The organism is Spongorhabdus nitratireducens (assembly GCA_947387575.1).
Taxonomy (GTDB): Bacteria; Pseudomonadota; Gammaproteobacteria; order Pseudomonadales; family Endozoicomonadaceae; genus CANDOC01.
Genome location: CANDOC010000002.1, coordinates 209723 through 233476 on the forward strand (window position 1 = coordinate 209723; position 23754 = coordinate 233476).

18 protein-coding genes are annotated in these 23754 nt (G+C 50.8%); 5 read left to right on the plus strand and 13 right to left on the minus strand.

The window, feature by feature from the left end:
* Window positions 1–22: 22 nt before the first annotated feature.
* Genes ACYZZ0_RS05560 through ACYZZ0_RS05585 form a run of 6 tightly spaced genes read right to left on the minus strand, consistent with a single transcriptional unit; the run spans window position 23 to window position 7978 of the window.
* Window positions 23–832, minus strand: a complete 810-nt coding sequence (locus ACYZZ0_RS05560; RefSeq protein ID WP_461535601.1) for a protein kinase domain-containing protein — start codon at window positions 830–832, stop codon at window positions 23–25.
* A 27-nt stretch (window positions 833–859) separates the two neighbouring features.
* Window positions 860–4405 carry a type VI secretion system membrane subunit TssM gene (gene tssM / locus ACYZZ0_RS05565; RefSeq protein ID WP_461535602.1) on the minus strand — a complete coding sequence of 1182 codons (3546 nt, stop codon included), beginning with the start codon at window positions 4403–4405 and terminating at the stop codon, window positions 860–862.
* Entirely contained in the window at window positions 4402–5283 is an 882-nt protein-coding gene (gene icmH / locus ACYZZ0_RS05570) for a type IVB secretion system protein IcmH/DotU (RefSeq protein ID WP_461535603.1), read from the minus strand. The genes tssM and icmH overlap by 4 nt, the downstream gene beginning before the upstream one ends.
* Window positions 5284–5298: 15 nt before the next feature.
* Window positions 5299–6639, minus strand: coding sequence for a type VI secretion system baseplate subunit TssK (gene tssK / locus ACYZZ0_RS05575; protein WP_461535604.1), 1341 nt, complete (start codon window positions 6637–6639; stop codon window positions 5299–5301).
* Between the two features lie 10 nt (window positions 6640–6649).
* Complete coding sequence (gene tssJ / locus ACYZZ0_RS05580) at window positions 6650–7159, minus strand: type VI secretion system lipoprotein TssJ (protein WP_461535605.1); 510 nt, start codon at window positions 7157–7159, stop codon at window positions 6650–6652.
* Window positions 7160–7978 carry an FHA domain-containing protein gene (locus tag ACYZZ0_RS05585; RefSeq protein ID WP_461535606.1) on the minus strand — a complete coding sequence of 273 codons (819 nt, stop codon included), beginning with the start codon at window positions 7976–7978 and terminating at the stop codon, window positions 7160–7162.
* 123 nt (window positions 7979–8101) lie between these two features.
* Between ACYZZ0_RS05585 and ACYZZ0_RS05590 the strand changes: the two genes are divergently transcribed.
* The gene (locus ACYZZ0_RS05590; RefSeq protein ID WP_461535607.1) at window positions 8102–11938 is read left to right on the plus strand and encodes a PAS domain-containing protein; all 3837 of its coding nucleotides are present in this window, start codon (window positions 8102–8104) and stop codon (window positions 11936–11938) included.
* A gap of 121 nt (window positions 11939–12059) precedes the next feature.
* A complete protein-coding gene (gene acuI, locus ACYZZ0_RS05595) occupies window positions 12060–13037 on the plus strand; it encodes an acrylyl-CoA reductase (NADPH) (RefSeq protein ID WP_461535608.1) in 978 nt (325 codons plus the stop codon).
* A gap of 109 nt (window positions 13038–13146) precedes the next feature.
* Here acuI and ACYZZ0_RS05600 read toward each other — a convergent pair whose 3' ends face one another.
* From ACYZZ0_RS05600 to ACYZZ0_RS05615, 4 genes are all read right to left on the minus strand, one after another.
* Window positions 13147–14469, minus strand: coding sequence for an OprD family outer membrane porin (locus tag ACYZZ0_RS05600; protein ID WP_461535609.1), 1323 nt, complete (start codon window positions 14467–14469; stop codon window positions 13147–13149).
* A 242-nt stretch (window positions 14470–14711) separates the two neighbouring features.
* Entirely contained in the window at window positions 14712–15761 is a 1050-nt protein-coding gene (gene astA / locus ACYZZ0_RS05605) for an arginine N-succinyltransferase (RefSeq protein WP_461535610.1), read from the minus strand.
* Between the two features lie 78 nt (window positions 15762–15839).
* Window positions 15840–16640 (minus strand): 2-oxoadipate dioxygenase/decarboxylase family protein, encoded by an 801-nt coding sequence (locus ACYZZ0_RS05610; RefSeq protein ID WP_461535611.1) that lies wholly within the window; start codon window positions 16638–16640, stop codon window positions 15840–15842.
* A 138-nt stretch (window positions 16641–16778) separates the two neighbouring features.
* Entirely contained in the window at window positions 16779–18005 is a 1227-nt protein-coding gene (locus ACYZZ0_RS05615; RefSeq protein ID WP_461535612.1) for an aspartate aminotransferase family protein, read from the minus strand.
* 276 nt (window positions 18006–18281) lie between these two features.
* Here ACYZZ0_RS05615 and moaA point away from each other — a divergent pair, with 276 nt between their 5' ends.
* On the plus strand, window positions 18282–19259 hold the full coding sequence (gene moaA / locus ACYZZ0_RS05620) for a GTP 3',8-cyclase MoaA (protein WP_461535613.1): 978 nt from the start codon (window positions 18282–18284) through the stop codon (window positions 19257–19259).
* Between the two features lie 25 nt (window positions 19260–19284).
* On the opposite strand, the gene modC is transcribed toward moaA, so the two are convergent.
* A complete protein-coding gene (modC, locus tag ACYZZ0_RS05625) occupies window positions 19285–20355 on the minus strand; it encodes a molybdenum ABC transporter ATP-binding protein (protein ID WP_461535614.1) in 1071 nt (356 codons plus the stop codon).
* Window positions 20355–21035: a molybdate ABC transporter permease subunit gene (modB, locus tag ACYZZ0_RS05630; RefSeq protein WP_461535615.1), complete on the minus strand. Its 681-nt coding sequence runs from the start codon at window positions 21033–21035 to the stop codon at window positions 20355–20357. Before modB ends, modC begins: the two co-directional genes overlap by 1 nt.
* 113 nt (window positions 21036–21148) lie before the next feature.
* Here modB and ACYZZ0_RS05635 point away from each other — a divergent pair, with 113 nt between their 5' ends.
* Window positions 21149–21889, plus strand: coding sequence for a sporulation protein (locus ACYZZ0_RS05635; protein WP_461535616.1), 741 nt, complete (start codon window positions 21149–21151; stop codon window positions 21887–21889).
* A 145-nt stretch (window positions 21890–22034) separates the two neighbouring features.
* Window positions 22035–22436 carry a hypothetical protein gene (locus tag ACYZZ0_RS05640; RefSeq protein WP_461535617.1) on the plus strand — a complete coding sequence of 134 codons (402 nt, stop codon included), beginning with the start codon at window positions 22035–22037 and terminating at the stop codon, window positions 22434–22436.
* A gap of 78 nt (window positions 22437–22514) precedes the next feature.
* Here ACYZZ0_RS05640 and ACYZZ0_RS05645 read toward each other — a convergent pair whose 3' ends face one another.
* Window positions 22515–23555, minus strand: a complete 1041-nt coding sequence (locus tag ACYZZ0_RS05645) for a MalM family protein (protein WP_461535618.1) — start codon at window positions 23553–23555, stop codon at window positions 22515–22517.
* Between the last annotated feature and the right edge of the window lie 199 nt (window positions 23556–23754).

Genomic DNA, 23754 nt, shown 5'->3' on the forward strand with positions numbered 1-23754 from the left:
CAAAAGAAGAGAATAATGTCTATCAGTACCAGCGTCTGGCCTGCATATAAATATTGCCCAGACTGACATTTTGAGGCGATCTGAAATGCGCAATAAACCAGCGAAAGTCGCTCCGTGACATATTGTCAGGACATTTCAGTTCTGCGAGAGCAGCACTCATGTTTGCCGGGATCCGGCCTCCAAAGGGGTGGCGCCCTGTCCATAAAACCCAGAGCAGAATCAGCAGGCTGAAATGGTCATCCGCAAAGGAAACCTTTCCTTGCCCTCTTAACAGATCAGGAGAAGCAAAACCGTAAGAAAGCTGGCGACGATAGGGGTAGGGAATATCAGCACGAAGCGCAGCACCGAAATCCAGCAGCCATAACTGACCGTTACTATAAACGAGATTATCCGGATGCAGATCACAGTGACAGATTCCCCGTCCGTGACAGGCAGCAAGTAAAGGTGCCAGTTGCTGCACCAGCTTTCCTGCAGCCCGACGGCCCCGACCACACTGCAGTACAGATTGGGCTTCAGGTAGCCACTGAACCAGCAGCCAGAGTCCTCCTTCCGATCGAATCAGACCTTCCAAACGAGGAATGCCCTGAATCCCTTTCAGCTCAAGTAATGCTCTGGCTTCATTCAGAATATAGGTTTGGTATTGCTGCTGATCTGAGCTGAAAACACCTTTCAGCAAAAATGGTTGGCCGGTTTTACGGTCAACAACATAACGGGAGAACTGGCTGCCACAGTACTTTTGCAGATAAAAGTGCTTCTCCAGTGCAGCAGGATAAGAATCCTCATCAGCTTGAAAGCAGGATGGCAGCAGCCCGTGGTTTGTCAGCAGATTCATGGTACAGCTTTGTTATCAGTTTTTATGTCAGATGCTCTCCGGTAGCTTGAAGTGGGTAAATATTCTACCCATGGACTCATGTACTCCCGGCAGTTCAAACCATAGTCGGGCTTTGTAATCTTTCAACTGCAGACGTGCTTCATAAGCAGACAGGTCATTGCCCGGTAGCGGCCTTAGTCCTCCGGCATAGAGCATCCTCAGCATCGCCCAGGCCCCGTAAAATTGCTGCCGGGCCAGTAGCAACTTGCCATTATAGAAAGCCAGCTCAACGGAATGTCCCGGATCAGCACCTGGCCAGGTAACCTCCTGCCAGATACGGGGGCCATGTTGATAGCGGTAAACACTCTGGGCAGAGCTCAGTCGCAACTCGGTCACATTGGAACTAAGGTCCCTTGCCTGTAACCGAATCAGGAGCCCCAGGGTGCCGGCATCGCCATTGAAGAAAACGTTTCGAATCTGATTTGCACTATGGATGACCTGCTTCAGTTCAGGTCTGAAGGTAATACTATGTCCCCCTATAATTCGGGGGCTGCCATCCCGGGACAGATCAAGGAAAGGGTTTAGGTAACTTTTCATAAACCCTGACAGCACGCCCTTTGGAGCAAAAAAGGTAGCAAAATCTGTCAAACCGGCATCACGGTCAGAGTTAGGCTGAAATGGAAACCGTCCCTCCAGTGTCTGCTGATATACCGATACAACCTTTTCATGCCACTGTTGGGCAATCCAGTCATGAGCCCCCTGAAACATCAGTAACCAGACTTGACTGACCAGCTCAGTAATCCACCGGCCACAGGGATCAGGTAACGCAGCTGCAGCCGTTGTCAGAGAATAAAGCGGTCCTGCCCCCTGAACATGTTCCAGCGCCATACCATGTAATGCCTGACGGGTATCCCCTGTTGCTACCGCCTGCTGTAAAGCCTTCTGTAGCACACCTGCGGCGGCAATAACCTGATTAATGGCATTGGCTTCACTGCCTCCTGCCGTTGCCAGCAGTTGCCAGCCGTAGAATGCCGAAGCGACACTTTCTGTCAGTCGGTTATGTGCTATCGGTGTTCCAAGATCTCTGGCCTTGCCCAGACTTCCTGCAGGTATTTTGACTTTCGCTTTTTTAGCCGCGGTTTTTAAAGCCTTTTGCTCCAACTCACCCGGCACAGCCGACTCATCACTATCCCCCTGTTCCTGCTCATCAAGAACAAGCCGGGTTCCTTCAGCAACATTATTAACCAGCATTAGCAGGGGTGATGCGACTGGTCGCTGCAGCAAAGTCAGCATTCTCAAGGCATCACTCAGATCACTGACCTGGGCCAGCGTTACCTGATTCAGCAGTGTCTGCCACTCACGAATATAAGTCTCTGCATAAGCCTGACGCAGCCGGGCAGCAAAGTCAGCTTTTTCCTGTGCACTGGCTGGCTCCGTAATGCCTTTCACCCGACGAATATCATTATACAGACCGGTTACCAGCTCACTGTTTGCAGCCAGATCGAGTCGACTAAATCCATCCCGGGTAAACAGCACAGGAATTGTGCTGCTGTCGGTATCAGCATTTTTCTGCAATCGGAAAAATGCGTAGAAATCCCTGCCTAACAAATCTCCAGCCGTCGCACGAGCCCCAAATGCCGGCTGTTGCTCCAGCAATAACAGGCCCAGTTTATCCGCCCGGATATTGTTAATCTGCCTTCTGGCTTTATCGACTAACCCTTCATCAACAGAGCGTTGCAGGTGCATTGCCTTGAGTTCAGACAACTGTCGCTTGAGCGCTAAAGTACTGTTCTCTGATAGCAATGATTGCCGCAGTACCAGACTCACCAGCCGGGTTTGCAAAATTTCAAGTTCTGATGGCGAGGGAGAATGAAACATAAGATAAAGCTCAAGCCATTCAAAAATGGCAGAGCGTTGCTGGGAATCGAGCGCCTGCTTTAGCTGCTCCTTTAGCAAATCATCCAGCTTCGGCAATAACAGGTGCCTTCTCGCTGCTAACCAGGTTCGCTCGGCAACCGGCTCACTGCGAGCAAGGTCTGGCCAGATCACCACATACCAGGGGTCATCCTGATGAAGCCGGAGTTCAATTTCCCGCAGTTGTTCCAGCGACTCAAGAATGGAATCCAACGTCGCATGTTTAACTGTTACAGTACTGTCATGTCCACCGGCAGTGCACATAGCTTCAGCACTCTCATCCCATTCTGTTACAGCCTGCAGTAACTGATGTCGTAGCTGGTTTTCATAACGAATGTTAAGTACAGCCCATAAAGCACCCACCCCGAGCAATAAAGTCAGCAATAACCAGTAAAATGAGCGCCGAATACGCCACCACCTCACCTTTTTACGGTTATGCCCGGCAAGCCAGGCTTCCGGCACAATGACCTGCTCCAGTATCTGGCTGCTGAACAAAGGCTGGCCCTGATCATCCTTACCCGGCATTTTCGGTGCCAGCAGGTTATAACGCTGGCTGAAGTTCTGTCCGAGAGGGTCATGCCGGGCTTCACCTCCCAATGCCAGTAAAAAGTAACCACGAAACCAGACCGGAGCCTGTAGCGGATGTTTACTGAAGACCATATTAAGAAAGCGAGCCAGCTTCTTACCCACCAGCTGTAGCTGCACCGGCAAGGCCACCAGCGATGCCCAGTTTTCCCGCCGGGGATCTTCCTGAATCATATGCAGAGCGCGGGTGCTCAACATATGCAGCAACTCCTGCCAGTGAGAGGCAAACCACTTGCTATCAAAGCCCGGTGTTGCGGCACTGCCCGACCCGGGCACCAGCCCGCCAAACAACTCTTCCGACTCACCGGCATGGGCTGCGGCAAAGCTGGATGAAAAATCCATCAACTTGTCCGCACCGCTAATCAGAACCCACACTGGCAGCCTCTGATTCAGCACACTGCTGATCTCTCCCAGCCGCAACCCCATATAAGCCGCGTCGGCCTCACTCAACCGCGGATCAGACGCAGCCAGATTCTCCATTCCCTCAACACATATCACACCATTAAGAGGGTAACGGGGACGATGGTGGACAACCCGCTGCAGCAACTGTTTCCATGGACTTGTGCCAGTTTGATCACGACCGGTTTCAAACAGATCCCCGTCAATTCTGATAATCAGCATTTCCGCACTGCACCAGAACTGGCAATACTGGTCAGCAGCATCAATCACAGGGGTATGAATTTTCACCAACCCCCAATAACGCAGCAATGTCGTTTTACCGGTGCCCTTGCCTCCCAGCATCAAAAACCAGGGCAATCCATAAACATCCGGGTTATTTTCATGTAGTCGTTTAACAACAGCATCCAGTGCCGACCTGATCGACGCCCCCACCAGTTCATTCGACTCAGGAGTTACATCATTATCTTCACTCTTTTTCTTCTCAGGTTTGGGCTGTGATTTCTTTTCCAGTTTGAACAGTCGCCATATTACCCAGCCGACCATGCTGGAAATAAACATGATGACCGCAGAGAACAACCAACCGATATAGCCCTGAAACTGGGAGGGCAACCAGATGCCAACAATGACGATCACTGCCCCCATCAGCAGCAGGACAATAACGGCCCCCACACGCCGTGCAATGTTGAGCAATGTCATTGTTTTGTTGTTCCACTGGAAGGCAAGAGTTTGTCTACTGCCTGACTCTGGTTCCTGACCGGGTTATCTTCAGGGTCTACGGTAGGAAAACCGCAGAAGAACGTATTTTCCAGTTCCAGTGCCACGGCATTGAACTGATGGATACAGTACCAGGCTGTTCCTGAAACCAGACACAGCAACAAAAATGAGAGTGATATTACAGGTCGCCACCATGAGCGGGTTTTGACACGACGCCCCTGAGAGCGCGAAGGCTCAATACGAGGAAAAAAATAACTGGGTTGGCGCTGACGGCTGACTAGCTGGTAAAGCTCGGATGTTATTGCATGCAACTGTCGGGAATGGTGGCGATATCGGCCACGAAACCCCAACCTCAAAAAAACGTACTGCAGCTCCAGTAAATCAATCAGCCGGGATGGATACCGCTTTGCCCGATCCAGCAATAGAAAGAAAACTTCCCCTCCATTCCGCCGGTTATATAACCGGCTCAACAGAGTGTTATTGGCCCAGCCGGTGCGCCGCCCCCATTCGGTATAAAGAATTGATTCGTCAAACATGACACAGAACAGATAGCTGGATTTATCCACAATCCAGGGATGGCATTTGGAACGGCGCCCTTGTCGTCTGAAAAGCTGGATGTCCTCCACCAGCCGTTCCCGGAACAGCTCTGTATCCGCAGGTTCACCCAGTCGCGGCAACGTTGCGATCAAAGTCAGTAAACCGGCACCAAGGTTAAACAGCGGATTTTCAGCCGCACTGAATTCAGGCAGAGCCTGACTTTGCCCACCACTCCTTGATGAAGTTGATTTTTCGTGTGATGACTCCAGCACATTGCCTTCTGCCAGCTGGGTACGCTCTTCACTGTTGGAGTAACTGCTCATATCCACAGAACCGGCTTACCTGATCACAAATAATCTCACTGCCACATCCGGAATGCGCTCATCGATATGTAACAGTAACGGCTCCATGGCTTGTAGCATTTCCTGCCACAGAGCATGACGGGTATCAACTTCAAACCAGGCAGTGTCGGGCGATACCTTCAGTTCCAGTGGTGGCATGGCAAGCGGTTTGAGCGGCACCCCCGGAAGGGCATTACATACCAGCTCTTTCATTCGCTGCCGGCCTGCCAACTTACCTGACCGGACAAAGTGCTTGTTCAGGCTGACACTACCAATACTGGACGTCACTGCCAGAATAACCCGGCTTCCCTGAAGCTCTTCCGCATTACTCCACTCCATTTTGAAAATACGGCTCTCAGCAAACTGTTTGTCATCCCAGTGTCGCTCTACAACCGCATCTTCATGGCGTACTCCCAACCTGTGGCGCAACTCGGCAAACAGTGGCGGGAAAATAGCTTCAACATTGTCCGGCTGATAAGGCTGCACCTCTTCTGCCGGCAGGGCTTCCATGGTTCGCAGCTCTCCGGCCAGCATTGACAGTTCCCGATAGAGACGACGCGGCCCGTACCCGGGATCATCCAGCACCGCGCCACTCCACGGCAGCCAGCGGTTAAGAACCTGAAGCCATAGGTAATCCCGCATCTGTACCTGAAAAGTCACTCCTCTTGACTCAGTCGCCAGTCGCTGACTGATGCCTCTTGCCCGCCGGGTCATTAAAGCCGTCAGTTCCCGAATGCCGTTATAAAGATAGTCTGATGCCCTGATATTCAGGCAGGTTGGAATAAAGTTTTTTGCCAGTACGACTTCACCATCAGGACGTACTTCCTGTATCCGGCCAATGGGCATTAACAGCCATGAATCCAGTCCTTCCCGTTCAACCTGCAAAACTATATTGGGGTGTAGCGTAGCGACATTCACCGGATCATTATCTTCCGAGGTGTCATCCAGCACTTCCTGCTGACGAATCCGGTAGCGTCGTTCACTTTGCTGAAAGCGGGCACCACTACCGTCGGATACATCTGTCGTATTAACCTGGCCGGAGCGGTACATCGGGATACCCAGACAAATTCGCTTTCCGGTTGAATTGGTGGGAACCTGCAGTACCAGATCCTGCTTCAGTTCAAACTGATAGCCATCAGAAAAAATTCCGGCTGCCTGGGTAATAACAATCTTTCCCCCTTTCAGGGCAGAAGTATCAATCTCCAGCTGACTGACCCCCTGGGTAAAACCGCAGATCTGTCTCAGGCAACCACGGATTTTTTCATGGAGATAGCGATCATGCTGCTGAAAGTGCTGCGGAGTGATGAACATGCCCTCAAGCCAGGCGACGTTATCCATATAAGCTCCGTTACTGCAGAGATATATTTCTGCCGGTGATCCGTAACCGGCAACGAGCCGGAGGTTGCTCAGGATCAACCTCCAGCAGGGCTTTGTTCACAGCCTGATCAAACTGCATAAATCCGGCCACAGCCGCAATAAAGCGAGCCTCTGGTTCCAGTTTTATCGTGACCAGATAACGCTGCCCGGGCATGATAACCGGCAGAAATTCCTGCTCCAGCAAAGTGCCCTGCAATTGGGCTTCCGGTGCCTGATAAAGATCCAGAAAGCTGGCCTGCTCAAAAGATCGGGCAACTTTAAGCTGGTAAATACGCAACACCACAGGGTTGGAAAGCCCACTGTCATCAGGATTAATAAAATCTGACGCCGTTATTTCAAGCTCCATTGCCACCGGTTTTCGGTTTTTCTCTTTGGCACTCTCCTCGTCTTCACTTTTACTGCCGGAGAACGAGCTGCAGCCAGCGATCAGTAACAGCCCTGCCATCAGAATGCATAGACAAACCCTGCAGTCCTGCGCCATTTAACGAGCCTTTGATATGCTTTTAACGGATGAGCGGCTGTGCCCATTGTGACGCTCTGCCTTACACGCGTCCTGATACCACAGTCGGAACAAACGAATATATTCACCCTCTCGCCGCATCCGCCCGAAATAACGCTCATAGCAGCGCCAGAGCCTGCCAGATCTGCGCCACAAAGGCTCCTCACACTTCAGTCGGCGCTCGACCCGGTCAGGATCCAGTTCATCCAGTAACAGCTCCAGTGCCCTGATCATTGCCGTCATCTGCTTCTCGGAGGTTCGAACGGCCTCGACTTCATCACTCAATACCGGCACCTGGACCAACTCTCCGGGAATATCTACTGACTCATCTAGTGCAGTACCGGAGCCTTCTCCTGTCTCCACATCTGTCAGGACGGGTGGAGACTGAAAAGTTGTTTCAGATCGGGTGGTATTGCCCGAAGAGTCCCCCCCGGAATCCAGAATTCCGGACGTTTTATGACTGGCAGAACTCGTGCCGGCTTGAGTAGCAGTAGAGATTAACAGGCGGTATCCACCCAGCTGCAGCGTATCGCCATCAAGCAGTCTGCGCTGGTTACCGCGACCGAGAGGGCGCACATCATCATTGATAAACAAGCCATTGCTACTGAGATCTTCAACAAACCAGTAGCTGCCGTCAGATACGAATCTGGCATGTTGCCGTGACAGCCGGCAACCGGCATCAGGCAATTGCAATGTGCAGTTTTCAGAACGACCAATAACGCCACCCTCCATCGGGAGTTGGCAATAGCGTGCTTCAAGTACGGCACTTTCGGGGGCAGATATAATGGTAAGTGTTAACACATTGAGTGAAACCTGATGCCTGCGTGTACAGAGTGCACTTAACAGACTAAATATTATCCAGAGTTTCAGATTTGCAAGCTGACAGCCGTGCCCTCCCTTGATGACTCTCATCCCGGAGCCGATATGACAGGTTCACTAAACTCTGCTTCTGATGCGGAAACGCTGGCAGTTTTGAAAAACACTGTCGATATCATTCCCGGATTTATTTACGAGTATGTCCGCCTCCCTGACGGCACCAACCATTTGCCCTATGTCAGCCGTGGGGTCGAAAAGCTGATGGGGATCTCGCTGGATGATCTGAAGGATGATGCCTCGATTATCTGGTCACTGGTTATTGATGAAGACCGGGAGCTGTTTGAGAACTCGGTTGAAATGGCTATTTGCCAGCAGACAGTGTGGCGACTGACATGGCGCATTCGTACACCACAGGGCGAATTGAAATGGCTACGAGGAGAGTCCACAAAAATTGAAGCAAAAGAAGATGGCAGTTTTACCAATAACGGTGTTGTCGTTGATGTTTCCAATGAAATGGAACTGGCTCACGAGGTCAAGGCTGCTCGAAGGCGGTCGGAGCTGGCAGTTCAAACACTGAAAGAGATCACCGACCTGGTACCCGGATTTGTCTACAAATACCGCCACTACCCTGAAACCGATCACTGCTTCTTTTCCTATATCAGCGAAGGTTCTGATGATTTGCTTGGTATTCCTGCGGAGGAATTAAGAAGGGATGCTGACTGCATGTGGCGCCTGTTCCATCCTGACGACCAGGACAGGGTGCTTAACGAGCTCAAGAAAAATATGAAAAACAAAGCTCCATGGTGCATGAGCTGGCGATTGACCACGACTACCGGTGTAAAAAAGTGGGTACGGGATGAGTCAACACCGGCAAAGCCCCTGAATGACGGTGGATTCGAATGGGTCGGAATTCTCCAGGATATCACCCGGGAAAAAAATGCCGAGCTAGCTGCAGCACGAGCACGCCATATGCTGGCAGAAGTGAACAACCTGATTCCCGGTTGTGTTTATATCTATCGTCACTATACCAATGGGCGCTGCTACTTCCCTTATGTCAGCAAGGGTGTCGAGGAGCTAATGGGCGTGAAAGCCGAGCTTCTCAAGGAGGATGCCAGCCATATGTGGAACCTTTACCCCAAGGAGGATCAGGAGCTGGTGCTGGCGGCGATGCATACCAATATTAAAAGCGGCAAGCCCTGGCGCCTGCACTGGCGCATTATTACGCCCCAGGGCCAGCTGAAGTGGGTTCGCTGTGAAGCCACGCCCCCTCAACCCAAGCCCGATGGCAGCTTTGAATGGATCGGAGTGATTCAGGATGTCACCAGTGAAAAAAAGGCAGAAGAATCTGCAGCTCATGCCCAGCGTATGCTGGATGAGGTTAACAACGTTATTCCCGGCTGTGTCTATTTGCTGAAGCAACCTGTCGAAGGCGAACGTACTTTTGTTTACCTCAGTCACGGTGCTGTTGAAATGTTTGGCTTACCCATGGAAGTCATGCGCAAGGATGTCGGATTTTTATACGATCTTACTGTGCCGGAAGACCTGGCAAGATTAAAAGAGGGACGAATGAAGTCTCTCGAAAACAAGTCATCCTGGCATATCGTGTGGCGTATCAAACGTCCGACAGGAGAAGTACGCTGGATTCGATGTGACACAAAACCCTATCGCAAAGACGATGATGGCAGTACGTTATGGGCAGGCGTACTCATCGATATCACGGATGAGCGCCGGTTGCAGGAAGAAGCAGCCCAGGCCAAAAAGATGTTGGCTGAAGTTAACAATGTCATCCCCGGCTGTGTCTACCTAGTAAAACAACCAAAGGAAGGAGAACGTTTTCTTCTGTATCTGAGCAAGGGAGCTGCAGAGATGTTCGGGCTTCCAATGGAAGCCATGCAAAGTGATCTGAACTTTCTCTATGATGTCACATACCCGGAAGACCTCCCTCGTATGCGGACTACACGTCATGAGGCACTGCAAAAAAACCTGGCCTGGCATCATGTCTGGAGAATACAACGTCCCAGCGGGGAGGTACGCTGGATTCGTTGTGATACCAAACCCTACCGGACAGAAGATGATGGCGGCATGTTATGGGCGGGTGTATTCGTTGATGTGACAGAGGAACGCAGCCAGCAGGAAGCTGCAGCCCACGCCAAGCGAATGTTGTCAGAGGTCAACAATGTCATTCCAGGTTGTGTATATCTTGTCAGGCAAATCAAAGACGGAGATCGCGTTTGTATCTATCTCAGTCAGGGTGCAGAAGATATGTTCGGCCTGCCGCTGGAAAAAATGCAGCAGGACATGAATTTTCTGTTCGATGTTTCCCACCCTGATGATCTTGACCGAATGAAAACGACCAGGCTGGATGCTCTCGCTAGAAGCGTACCATGGCACCATGTCTGGCGTGTCAAACACCCATCAGGTGATATCCGCTGGATCAGATGTGATACCAAACCCTACCGCAAGGAAGACGACGGTAATGAATTATGGGCCGGTGTATTTATTGATGTCACAGAAGAGCGAAAGCTTCAGGAAGAGCTGACACTGGCGCGAATCCAGGCTGAAGAATCCAGCCATGCCAAGTCGGACTTTTTATCCAATGTCAGCCATGAGATGCGTACACCACTGAATGGCATTCTTGGTTATACCCAGCTGTTATTGCATGAGCTCCAACTAGAAGGCCAGGCAGCCAATAACCTTGAGTCCATTCAGAAATGCGGCGACCACCTGTTATCAGTGATCAATAAAGTACTGGATATGGCCAAGATAGAAAGTGGCCGTTTGCAGCTCGATCTCCAGTCAACAGCACTGTTCCGAACGCTGGATGAAGTCATCACGATCATTTCGCCACTGGCAGAATCCAAAGGCCTCGTATTCAACGTTGATATTGATGAAGAGTTACCCGCCTATATCCTGACTGATGGCAGCAGGTTACGACAAATTCTGATCAACATCCTGAATAACTCTGTGAAGTTCACCGACCGTGGCAGTGTCAGCCTCAAGGTGCATACTGAAGGTGACAACCTGATCCTGAATGTCTCAGACACAGGGCCTGGTATGAGTCAGGAAGATCTAGAGCGGATTTTTGAGCCGTTTACCCGTCTTAACCAATCCCGTCATAAAGAAGGTACCGGTCTCGGGCTGACAATCACTCAGCGTTTAACCCGAGCTCTGGGCGGTAAACTTTCAGCTGACAGCAAACTGGGCAAGGGGTCAGTCTTTACGGTTAACCTGCCATTTGAGGAAACAGCTGCTGTCGAGGAGAACGAGGATAATTCAGGGTTTGAGCTGCATCCACTACCGCCTGACGTTCATGCTCATATTCTTATTGTTGATGACAAAGCCTATAACCGGGATGTTGTGAAGCAGTGGCTGATTAAAGCTCATTTTGAAATATCTGAAGCCGAGAATGGGCAAGAAGCTCTGGATGTATTACGTCAGACCGATGTCAGTCTGGTGCTAATGGATTTGCGTATGCCGGTTATGAGCGGTTATCAGTGTGCACAACAGATTCGGGAAGACCCCAAACTACAACACTTGCCGCTTGTTGCCTTATCCGCCAGCGTATTTCCCGGTGATGTCAAAAAGGTATTGATGTCCGGTTTTGATGCTTACCTGGCCAAGCCCTGCAACCTGAACCAGTTATTCAACAAAATTTATGAATTACTGGGGCTTCAGTCAGACCACTACGTCACCAATAAACGGGCACCTTCATCCACAAGCCAGTCAACCAGCAGCCATTCAAGCCACAACAGGGTACAACAGAAATCACTTCCACAGTCAGACATTGAGCACATGGAAGAGCTGAGTGCACTGGGCGACATAGAGGGTTTGAACAATCTGCTGAATAAACTTTCAATCCGGCCGGAATACAGCCATCAGGTTACTCAACTCCAGCATTGTCTGCAGCAGCTTGATATGGATGCCTTTCTGAAGTCGCTGCACTAATGCACTTGTTCAAAGCGTTTGTACAGTGTATCCGTCTTGTAAATCTGGCTATTTCCTTTGGAAAAGCTGGACACTGGTCTTATAGTAGCGTTTCTCCCCTCCCTCGATAGAGAGAATTTCCATGTTCAAGGCTCTGGTTCTGGAACAGCAGGACAAAAACGTTCAGGCTACCATCAAGCAACTTGATGAATCTGCTCTGCCTGAAGGTGATGTGCTTGTCAGCGTCGAATATTCTTCCCTGAATTACAAAGATGGCCTTGCCGTGACCGGCAAAGGCAAGATTATCCGTAATTACCCAATGGTTCCCGGCATTGATTATGCAGGTACTGTACTTGAATCCTCTGACCAGCATTATCAGGCAGGTGACAAGGTTGTTCTGACCGGTTGGGGTGTTGGCGAAAATCACTGGGGAGGCATGGCCGAAAAAGCACGGGTCAGTGCTGACTATCTGGTGCCCATGCCGGAAGGTCTGGATAGCAAGAAAAGTATGATTATCGGTACCGCAGGCCTGACAGCCATGCTGTGCGTAAACTCTTTGCAGGAAGCCGGGGTAGAACCCGAGCAGGGTGAAATTCTGGTTACTGGCGCCAGCGGTGGTGTTGGCAGTGTTGCCGTTACTTTACTGTCAAAACTGGGATATAAAGTTGCAGCGGTCACCGGTCGTCCCCAAAACAGAGAATGGCTCCAGTCTCTCGGTGCTGACCGTATTGTTAGCCGGGATGAACTGCTTGAGCCGGCACGTCCGCTGGAGAAGCAACTCTGGGCTGGCTGTATTGATACGGTAGGCAGCCAGGTACTGGCCAAGGTGCTAACCCAGATTAAATACGACGGCGCTGTTGCCGCCTGTGGTCTGGCCGGAGGGTTTGATCTGCCAACAACTGTCATGCCTTTCATTCTGCGCGGCGTCAAACTGTTGGGCGTTGACTCTGTAATGTGTCCGACTGAAAAGCGTGTAAAGGCTTGGGAACAACTGGCAGAGCTGCTGCCTGAAGCATTTTATCAGGATGCAGGTCAGGAAGTTGCGCTGGAAGAAGTACCTGAGCTGGCCGCAGCGATTATTCGCGGGCAGGTTACCGGTCGTACTCTGATCAAGATTTAAGCTTGCCCAAAAAAAACGCCGATCCTGAGATCGGCGTTTCTGGTTTATCGGATGAACTTCACTGGGTTAATGTTAAAAGCCTTTGAACTGCATTTAAGTCACAAGTTTGTCAGAAAATCGCAACGTCGTATTTAACAATCACACGCTTCTGGGTCCATGTTGTCTTGTCCTTGACCCGGTTAGCGTCATATTCAGTTTGTTTGGCCCTGGCATAAACCATATGAACGGATAAACCATCCAGCATGGGCACCGCATAGTTCACATGCCAGTTGTATTCGTCCATAGAGCCATCCTTGACGGCCTTCTGGGCACTTTCAATGTCACTGTCGACATAGGTGAAGGAAGCATCCAGCCCCTGGATCATGTCACTCATGTCATACCCGACAGTCAGGCCCCATGCTGTCTGGCCAGCCCTGTTGAAGTCTCTGATGACACTGCGGTTATACCCAAGAAAACCGGTATCAGTCTGGTCCAGCTGTGACTCAAGACTCCACCCCATAGCCGCAGAATCAAGTCCCTGCTTGGTATCTGAGCCGGGCTGGTCTACATCGGTATATGCCAGTTCCATACTCAGGTTACCCATGCTCAGCGCAGTACGGAGACCCCAGAAATAGATTTTGCCTTCATCAAGGGTTTCGCCATCACCAACCAGACCATTTTCATCTGCATAGTGCTTGGCCTTGCTGTTTACTGTCTTGGAGTAGTATTGCCCGCCCATTGACAGCATCATGCCCTCACTGAGTGGCATATCGTAATCCAGATCACCATAGAACTGATGACCAAAGGAGTGCATCTTGCCATAGGCCAGGCTCATATCGACACCCAGCATGTTGTAATCTGCACCAACAGTCCAGGGGGTATGTTTGCGTAGCTTACCGGCACCATCCTTGACACCATAACTGTCAAACCCGGACTGAACCCGTTGAGAATGCTTACGGGCACCGGCGAGATACAAGTCAGCGCCCATCAGGCTGCCTTCCACCAGCAAACCTTCGGTCAGTGATGGCGTTACCAGCGTATCAGCCTCATGGATCAGCGGCTTGTCCATCTCCATTCGACCGTACTTGATGGTTGCCATATCCATCATATTGACTTTGATAGCACCACCAACCTTGCCATAACTGGTGGTTTTGCCGGTAGTCTCATTCAGACGCAGCAGCCCGGTATCTGAACGATTCTTGCTGCCGGAAAGGCGGAAGGAGTTATAGAAAGAGAGATCAAGGCCAACCCAGTTCATAAAATAACCGGACTGAAACGAACCACTGATGCCCTGAGCCCAGGCACTTTGTTTCTTGGCGTCGGTTACCTTGTCGGTCTTGTAGTAGTTACGGAGATGAATATCGAACGAGCTTTCATCGATAAAGCTTTCGGCGTGCGCAACCGATGCCGCCATAATGGCTGCACTCAGTGCGCTCAGTTTGAGCATTTTCATAAGTCACCTGTTCCCTGGTGTGTGTGTAATGGTAATGCTGACTACTGAGTATTACTGACTACAAATGATGCTTGCTTATTACCTGATAAAACAAAAACAAAACTGCCTGACAGGATATACATCACACTACGGTACGCGATCCCTGCATACCGACAACTTCAACAGCCATAACAATAGACTATGGCTACATCAACAATAGCATTACCCCAGCGGCAACAGAAATGCAACCCCCCGACGTATATTTAACGTTTCCCATGCTGAGGTTTGATCAGAGGAACGACTCGAACCAGGCTACCATCTGAAATCTGAAGGCAATCAGCTTGCTCCCGGGTCATATTAACGATCTGGCTACCGGCAAAGCTGACAGCGCCCATAATGCAGCGAAAATCCCGTACCGAGCGTTCTTCTGCCGGTGTTGAGGCAATCAGCCAGGGCTCCCCGGAGGCTTCCCTGCTGGTGATATTGACCTGATAGGCCCGGCTTTCCCGCACAATACGAATATCCTGAACCCTCGCTTCGACAAGGGGGCCGGCATCAAAAATGGCAATACAGTCACTGAAGTGCATGCCTTCACTTTTCAGCAATTTTAAAGCAGGCGTAGTGGCATCATGGGTTTTGCCAATTACATTCTGTGCGGCCTCCGTCAATAAATTGACGTATATCGGGTGACGGGGCATCAGTTCGGCAATAAAGCTTTTGCTTCGTGCTGTTGCCATATCGGCTTCGGCAAAATCTACCGAGAAGAAGTGTCGTCCAAGACTTTCCCAAAATGGCGATGTACCTTCTTCATCTGACCAACCTCTCATCTCCGCCACCACATCTTCAGAGAAACGGTCCTGATAATCAGCCATAAACATGAATCGGGATTTCGACAGCAGGTGACCATTGCGGCTATGACGGTATTCAGGCAATAAAAACAGGGTGCACAGCTCGGAACAGCCAGTATGATCATTACAGAGGGTAAGGGTCTGGACTTTGTTGTAAACATCCAGTTCGCGGGAGCTGTGAACCTGAATATTGATTCGGTAGTTATACCAGGGATCACTCAGGCCGATGGCTGATTCGATGCCGCATACACCGGCAATATTCCCTGTATCAGAATCTTCCAGCACGAACAGATACAGCGCTTCTGCCGGTGGTGTTTCTGAACTCATGGAATCCAGTGCCCATGCCAGTTTGTTCCTGACTCTGGGCTCATCAGGCTGCAATGAAGTAAAACCAACTCCGGTTTTGTGGGCAATATCCCAAAGTGCTTCCCAGTCTCCAGCCTCTATCGGACGAATAATCATCATAGGCTTTACCTGCTGGTTATGGCCCTACGTCAGGAGCTTCCCTGCACTCAGCAGCTCCTGACTCGGGCTTGTTATTTTTTATTTCACATTGGTGCTCTCAAAGATTTTGTCTGCAGATGCAGCAACAAATCCCTGATAAAGCTGACCATCAGCTACAGGATGGCGCAGGGCAAACTCATAGAAACAGGTCGGAATTTCTGCAGTCTGATCTGAAAACTCAACCTCAGCCTTGTTAGCCATAGTTGAAGACTGCTCCAGTCCGATTTCAGGTGTGCCCTTGATCAGTCCACCACTGCTGTTCAGCACAAAACCGGCTTGCTGCAGGGTGTCATTAACTGACTGCAGGGTTTCATGAGACTTCAGGTGATTGATCGATACAGTGAAGTGGTTGGGGCGATAGCCCAGTGCTGCCATCCAGGCTGCATACTCACTTTCCTGCAACAGCTCCTGGTAAGACCCGTAATCCAGTGACCAGTGGCGGCCGGAATAGCTGAAGCTGTCCTGTGCCAGAGCAGCCGGATCAATTTGTTCTGCCAGTCCCTTGATAATACCCTGGGCGCGTTCGCTCAGTTCATCAACCTTCAGCTCACTAATAAAGACTTTGGGCAGGGTATCGTCAGGATGATAGAAGTGACGGGCTCTCAGTTTCTTGGCCTTGAACTCATAGTCTTCACCGGGCAGATAACCGGCCTCAAGGAAAGGACGGGCAATGGCTTCCAGTCGTACCGGTTCCAGCGCAAAGGTACGCAGTGCGATATGGTCATTAACCACCACACCGTCGTTAAGCTCGGCAAACAGATCGTGAATCCGGCGGGCATCCGGGTTAAGCGCCAGATAGTTTTCCCACATGGCCTGTAGCAGAGGCTTGATATCAGACATCGATATTCTCCATTTCACCGGCTGCCGCCGGGTTAGGTGAATGGCAGCCGGTAGTGCCGACATCTTTTAGCTTGTGACTCCAAGATAGCCGGCGATTGTTTTTATTGTTTCAGTACATACGACACCCCACATGATACATCAGGAGTCGGGTCCCGCTGCAACTACTGAGGCAACAGCCCGGGAAAGTCGGGTCATTCCCTCTTCGATTTCTTCATCCGTAATAATTAGCGATGGCGCCATACGCAAGACTTTGGGCCCTGCTACCAGCAGCATCAGCCCCTCTTCCCGAGCGGCTGCAAGAAATTTTGCGCCCTTGCCGTGCCATTCCGGTTTCAGTTCGGCACCTACAAGCAGTCCTTTACCACGTATTTCGGTAAAGACATTATGCTCGGCATTGACCTTTTCCAGCGCATCAACAAACCGTGCCCGTTTGCCTGGAACACTGGCCAGTAGTGCCGGGTCACTCACCATGTTCACGACTTCCAATGCCACTGCACAGGCCATCGGGTTGCCACCGTAAGTACTGCCATGAGTCCCGAAGCCAAGGCTTTCGGCAACTTCAGCGGTCGTCAACATGGCACCAACCGGGAAGCCGCCTCCCAGCCCCTTGGCAGAGGTCAGAATATCCGGAGTGACACCAAGTCCCATATAGGAAAACAGTTCGCCGCTGCGCCCCATGCCGATCTGGATTTCATCAAAGACCAGCAGAGCATTGTGCTTGTCACATAATGCCCTGACACCCTTAACAAACTCAGGATCCCCCGGAACAATCCCGCCTTCGCCCTGAACCGGCTCCATTACCACAGCACAGGTTTTATCCGAAATCGCGTCTTCTACAGCTTTGAGATCATTGAAAGGAACGTGTGTAATACCTGCCGGCACTGGCTCAAAACCACGCCGATACTTTTCCTGCCCGCCAACCGCAACAGTAAACAGGGTTCTTCCATGGAAAGCATTGGTGAAGGCAATAATCTCGTGTTTGTCCGGGCCATGATGATCCCAGGCATATTTTCTGGCCAGTTTAAATGCTGCCTCGTTGGCTTCTGCTCCGGAATTACAGAAGTAAACCCGCTCGGCAAACGTCAGTTCTGTCAGTCGTTTTGCCAGTTTGAGTGCCGGCTCATTGGTATAGACATTACTTAAATGCCATAACTGTTCGCTCTGGTTTTTTACCGCCGCCACCAGCCGCGGGTGGCAGTGCCCCAATGCATTAACAGCAATGCCGCCCCCGAAATCAATATACTCCTTACCTTCCTGATCCCAGACTTTTGAACCACTGCCTCGCACCGGCACCATGGTTTGTGGCCGGTAGTTGGGTACCATCACTTCATCAAATGTTTCCCGTGACACATGTAGATCTGACATGAGGACTCCTTTTTATACGATGGGCAGTGCAAGCTTTTATTATTGATCGTTCGCTTCACCGGGCTGCTTGCCGCTTATCATGGTTTCAGTGCTAAAAGGATCTGTGATACTCACCAGAACAAACGGGGGAGCCTGTATTCAGGTGGCTGGTATGGAAGATTCCCCCTGCATCAGATTAGGATAAATCGCCAATCCCGCCTACGTCTATTTCGTGTATGATGGAACCCCCTGACCTGCAGCGTGAGATTCCGGATTTCCCCCCGAAGTACGAATGCTATGACAATATTAAAAGATGCCAGAGGGCGGCAATTTCCCTATCTTCGACTGTCCGTAACAGACCTGTGTAATTTTCGCTGCAATTACTGTCTGCCGGACGGTTGTAAGGACCATAACCACAAAAAAGCGCTAACTGTTTCCGAAATACGACACCTTCTGGCAGCTTTTGCAGCACTGGGTACCAGAAAAGTCAGAATTACCGGTGGTGAACCCTGCCTGCGCAAGGACCTGCCAGCCATTATTGAAACGGCAGCCACTACACCAGGCATTGAAAACGTAGCCCTGACAACCAACGGCTATCGTCTACAGCAGCAGCTACCAGCATGGCACCAAGCCGGACTGAATGCACTGAATATCAGTATCGACAGTCTTGACCCGCAAGTCTTTCATACCATCACCGGACATAACCGGCTGAATGCTATTCTGCGCGGTGTTGACGACGCTCTGGCGCTGGGAATGAAGGTCAAGGTGAATGCCGTGCTGATGCGGGACTTCAACGACAAGGCACTTTCAACCTTTCTGGGCTGGATCAAGGACAAGCCGGTCTCGACCCGTTTTATCGAGTTGATGGAAACCGGTCACAGCAAGAGTTTCTTCGAAAAACATCATTACTCCGGCGACCATATTCGGGAAGAGCTGCTGCAACGTGGCTGGTCCCAGACACCTCGCAAAAAAGAAGACGGTCCGGCACAGGAATTTACCCATCAGGATTATCCGGGTCGCATAGGTCTGATTCAGCCTTACTCCTCAGACTTCTGTGATGACTGTAACCGACTGCGTGTGACTTCAATCGGCCAGCTGCAGATGTGTCTGTTTGCCGATGGCGGATTTGATCTCCGTTCACTGCTACAAAGTGAAGACCAGCATGATATGTTGCTGGCCCGTATTCGCTCACTGCTGGTTCACAAAAACGACAACCACTTCCTGCAGCAGGGAATTACCGGAGGAACCCAAAACCTGGCTCAGGTAGGCGGGTAACAGGTCGGTTAACGGGTAAGGCAAGCTAGAAAGCACTCAAACCGGCTGCTTTAAAACAGGCAACAACATTTTGTCCCAAGGCCAGCTCCAGTCGGTTCCATGCCCTGCGTGTAATCAGTGCCATCAGATTCTGCCTGCCCAATTGCAGCTGTAACAGCAGGTGATGATCCCCTACTTCACTCGCTGCAGTGATCACAGTATCCAGTTGATTCTGGATACTGGTCTGAACTGAATGTCCTTTCATCAGGCTGACATCATGGGCAGGCACCACAATCCGGACACTGGAGCCTGCTTCTTCGGTCATACTGTCTACAACCAGCTTTTGTCCTTCAACCCATAGCTCGGTCACACCTTCACAGGGATTATGCTGTTTTACTTCAGCTTCCAGTACCGCCAGCGCCTGATCATCGCTGGCCAGGGCATGACCCGGAGTGGACAGTAATGACTTGCAGCTCCCTTTATCCACAACCTGCCCGTTATTCATCAGCAGTAAATCAGTAGCCAGTCGGGCGACTTCTTCCCGGTCATGGCTGACAACTACAACCGGAACACCAAAATGTTCATAGACCTGCCGCAATACTGGCAGAATACTGATCTTGGATGACCAGTCCAGCGAAGCCATGGGCTCATCCATCAGCAGTAACCGTGGATTACCTGACAGTGCTCTGGCCACTGCTACCCGTTGCCGCTCTCCGCCAGACAGGTAGCTGACACTCCGGTGCAGCAAATGCTCTATACCCAGCCACTGCACAATATCATCCAGATCCGGGCCCTGCGCGGAAACTCTCCGTTTGATGGCGAAATCAAGATTGCCCTGTACTGTCAGATGCGGGAACAATCGCCCGTCCTGAAAGATATAACCAATGCCTCGCTTTTCCGGCTCAACCCATATCCGCTGCTCGGAACATTGCCATAGCTGATCCCGCCACCGAACCTGCCCTTTGGCCTTTTTCTCCAACCCTGCCAGGATTCGCAACAGCGTTGTTTTGCCACATCCGGAACGCCCCATAATGCCCCAGATACCCTGTAACGGAAGCTGCTGTACGGCTTGTAGTGAAAAGCCGGAGCGATCCAGAGTTACATCAAATTCCAGCATCAGCGACGCCCTCCCTTGCGATCAATACTGTAAATCACAAATAGCAGTACCAGCGCGAATACCAGTAATCCACCGGCGATCAAATGGGCTTGTTGAAAGTTATGAGTCTCCACAGCATCAAACAGTGCGATAGAAAGCACCCGGGTTTCTCCGGCAATATTGCCCCCTATCATCAACACCACCCCGAATTCACCAATGGTATGAGCAAAACCGAGGCAGGCAGCCAGCAAAAGGGGACGCAGACAACTGGGCAGTACAATATTCATAAACCGGTCCAGTGGGCCCGATCCCAACATGGCAGCAGCCTCTAGCAAACCATGGTCAAACTGTTCAAATGCACGCTGCAGAGGCTGTACAACAAAAGGCATTGAATAGAGTACCGAGGCGACTACCAAACCACTGAAGCTAAAAGCCAGACCGGAACCGGTTGCATCCAACCACAACCGGCCAAAGAAGTTATCCGGCGAAAAGGCAAGCAACAGATAAAATCCCAGCACGGTTGGAGGCAGTACCAGTGGTAAACCAATCAACGCTTCAAACAACGGACGGATCCGGCTTCTCAGGCGGGTCAGCCACCAGGCCAGCGGCAAACCGATCAGCAGCAATATTACTGTTGTGATGGATGCCAGCAACAATGTTACGCGAACAGCTTCCAGCACCGATTCTTCCATACCACCCATTGAGATCTCTGCAGGCCGTTTAAAGCCGCAGATTATAATCCATTGTGCTTCACCAGCAGCAGCGTTAATGTGATAGCCGCCTGACATAACGGAATGGATACAGGATTATTACGATGTTTAAAAAACTGCTGGCGTCCGTGGGAATTGGGGGTGCAAAAATTGACACCCGACTGACTTCAACCAACCTGATGCCGGGGCATCCGTTTACTGCGGATATTGTGATCAAGGGAGGCGATGTTGATCAGCAGGTATCAGGCCTTTCGCTGGCTCTGATGACCGAAGCCAAAGCTGAAGTCGACGACGAGACCGTATATGAAACGGTTGTTTTGGATCGCTGGCAGCTGAATGAAAACACAACTCTTGAAGCTGGCAAGGAATACTCTATTCCATTCAATGCTGTGCTCCACCCTGAAACCCCGATCACCTCTCTGGGCGGCCGCCGTAATCAAAGCAAAGTCTGGCTGCAAACCGGACTGGAAGTAGATATGGCACTGGATCCGGGCGATCAGGACTTTCTTAATGTTGAACCGACTCCAGCCATGCAGACTTTACTGTATGCCATGCAAGAATGCGGCTACAGCCTGAAAAAAGCAGATGTTGAAAAAGGCTTTTTGAACGGTCACGGTTTCAGCAGCAGTACCGGTTGCTATCAGGAGCTGGAATTTGTACCTTCCGGCATCACACTGTTTGGCGTAAATGAGGTAGAAGTTTCATTTATCCCTCGTGAAGGCCAGATGAATGCTCTTATCGAAGTTGATCGCGCCTTCCGAGGTGACAGCTATCGCAGTATCAGCTGGCATGAGTCTGCATCAGTCAGCGAGTTAGTAGATAAAATCCGACACGCCGTAGGTTGATGATTTCTTAGTTATACCAACCACTCTGCATAAACTGCAGGGTGGTTCTGTTCAGATCCCGGTTCAACCCTGACAGACGTACAGGCAGGCGACATTTGCCACTGCTAGAATGGTGCCCTCTGATGTCAGGCACAATGGGTGAAATATGAAACTTACAGAATCAGGTCTTCTGCGTTTATCCTGTTTGCTGACCCTTGCCGCAGCGCTACTGCTGTCTGGCTGTGCGGCTTTCAATAATCAGGATAATGCTAAACAGCTACAGGTCTATGGCAATAGCCGTCCATCCGGCATGATCTGGGTGACTGCGCTGTATCCCGGAGGGAAAGAACTGGTTGCCGAAGGCACGGTGGAAGTCAGGGATGATACCGGGGATGTGCGGCAGACGCTGGAACTTCATCCTGAAGGTCATGTCTTACTGAGATTCCCGCCTCGTACCAACTATGTCGATATCACTGTGACGGCTCCGGACGGCACTACCGGCAAGGACCGGGTAGAGCGTTTTGAAGCTTTCCGTGAAGCACGCTGCAATATACTGGTTGGCTGCTGATCTATAGCAGCCAACCGGCTTGATTAGTTACCAAGCCCTGAATGACTCGTTGGAACCATTCAGGGCCTTGCCAGATTGTTACAGATTAAACAGCTGATCAATTTCACTCTTGAAATGATGAGCCTGATCAACAATTTGCAGCGCCCCTGCTCCGTTACCCGCCTTGAGCTGTTCAGCAATCTTCAGCTGCAGTTGGTAAAGTGCTTTCGCAGCATAACCTCCAGCTTCTGACGGTTTTTGAGGTAAAGAGACCGCATCCCCACTCTTGCCGTACTGACTCACAAAATATCCTTCCGTTGCCTGAGCAATATCGCGCAATTGAGATCGCAACTTCAATGCTTCAGGCAATCTTTTATCCGACAGTGCTTGTTTCACCTGAGAGATATAGTAAGTCTGCATTTCAACAAAGCCCTTATCTTCCTTAGGCAAACTTACAGGCCCCGGCTTCATGGCCTCCACCCTGTCTGAAGCAAGTGCAGGGGCAATAGCTGCCGCGACAACAGGTGTTATTGCCAGCGCGGCAGCACCATAGGCTTCGTGGGATTTAAGGGTAATATTCAGACTCCCATAATTGCCATGACGCGCAATCGGGTCAGGCACCGGCAAAGGCTGTATTCCACGTGCATTGGCATACTCTTTTGCCTGATTGACCAGCGTTGTTTTTTCACCACGCAGTTTGTCAGTGGTGTAAACAACCAGGCAGGCTGTTTTTCTTCCACCAAGGGCACGGTTATCAATATCAAATGTCGCCTGGACTCCTTCAGAGGTAACAAAGCCCGGTTTCTGGTGCTTCAGCACATTGGGGTCGATTTTACTGATCAGCTGCTGATGTTGATCCAGTAGCGCAACTTCAGGGAAAAACAGTTCATCCTTTCCTCTGGAGTCCTTGATGACATAACTTTTAACGGTGATTTTATGATATCCGGTTTGCGGCACATCATAAGCGACGAACGGCGTCTTACCAGAGGGCAGCTCCAGCTGCTGGGTTGACTCATTCAGAATAATCCGGGTGCGCCCCTGAACAGCACCGTCAGGCAGTGGCATACACTTCAGCTCAGCCAGTGAGCGATAAACTTTCCCGGGTGTTACCGCTTTTGGAGCAGCCTGCTCTTCAGGCATCAGGGCAGAACACCCTGCCAGAAGAGCGCAGCAGACAGCTATCGCGAACCGCAGGCTCGCAGTGAGGAGGCTGTTTGAAATAGTCACGGATATTCAAGCCTTAGGTAGTGATACATCAAGCACCAAGCATAGATCTACCTGATCACTCCATTGACCTGAAAGGCTTGAATATGAATACCGGACTGAAATAGATGGGTTA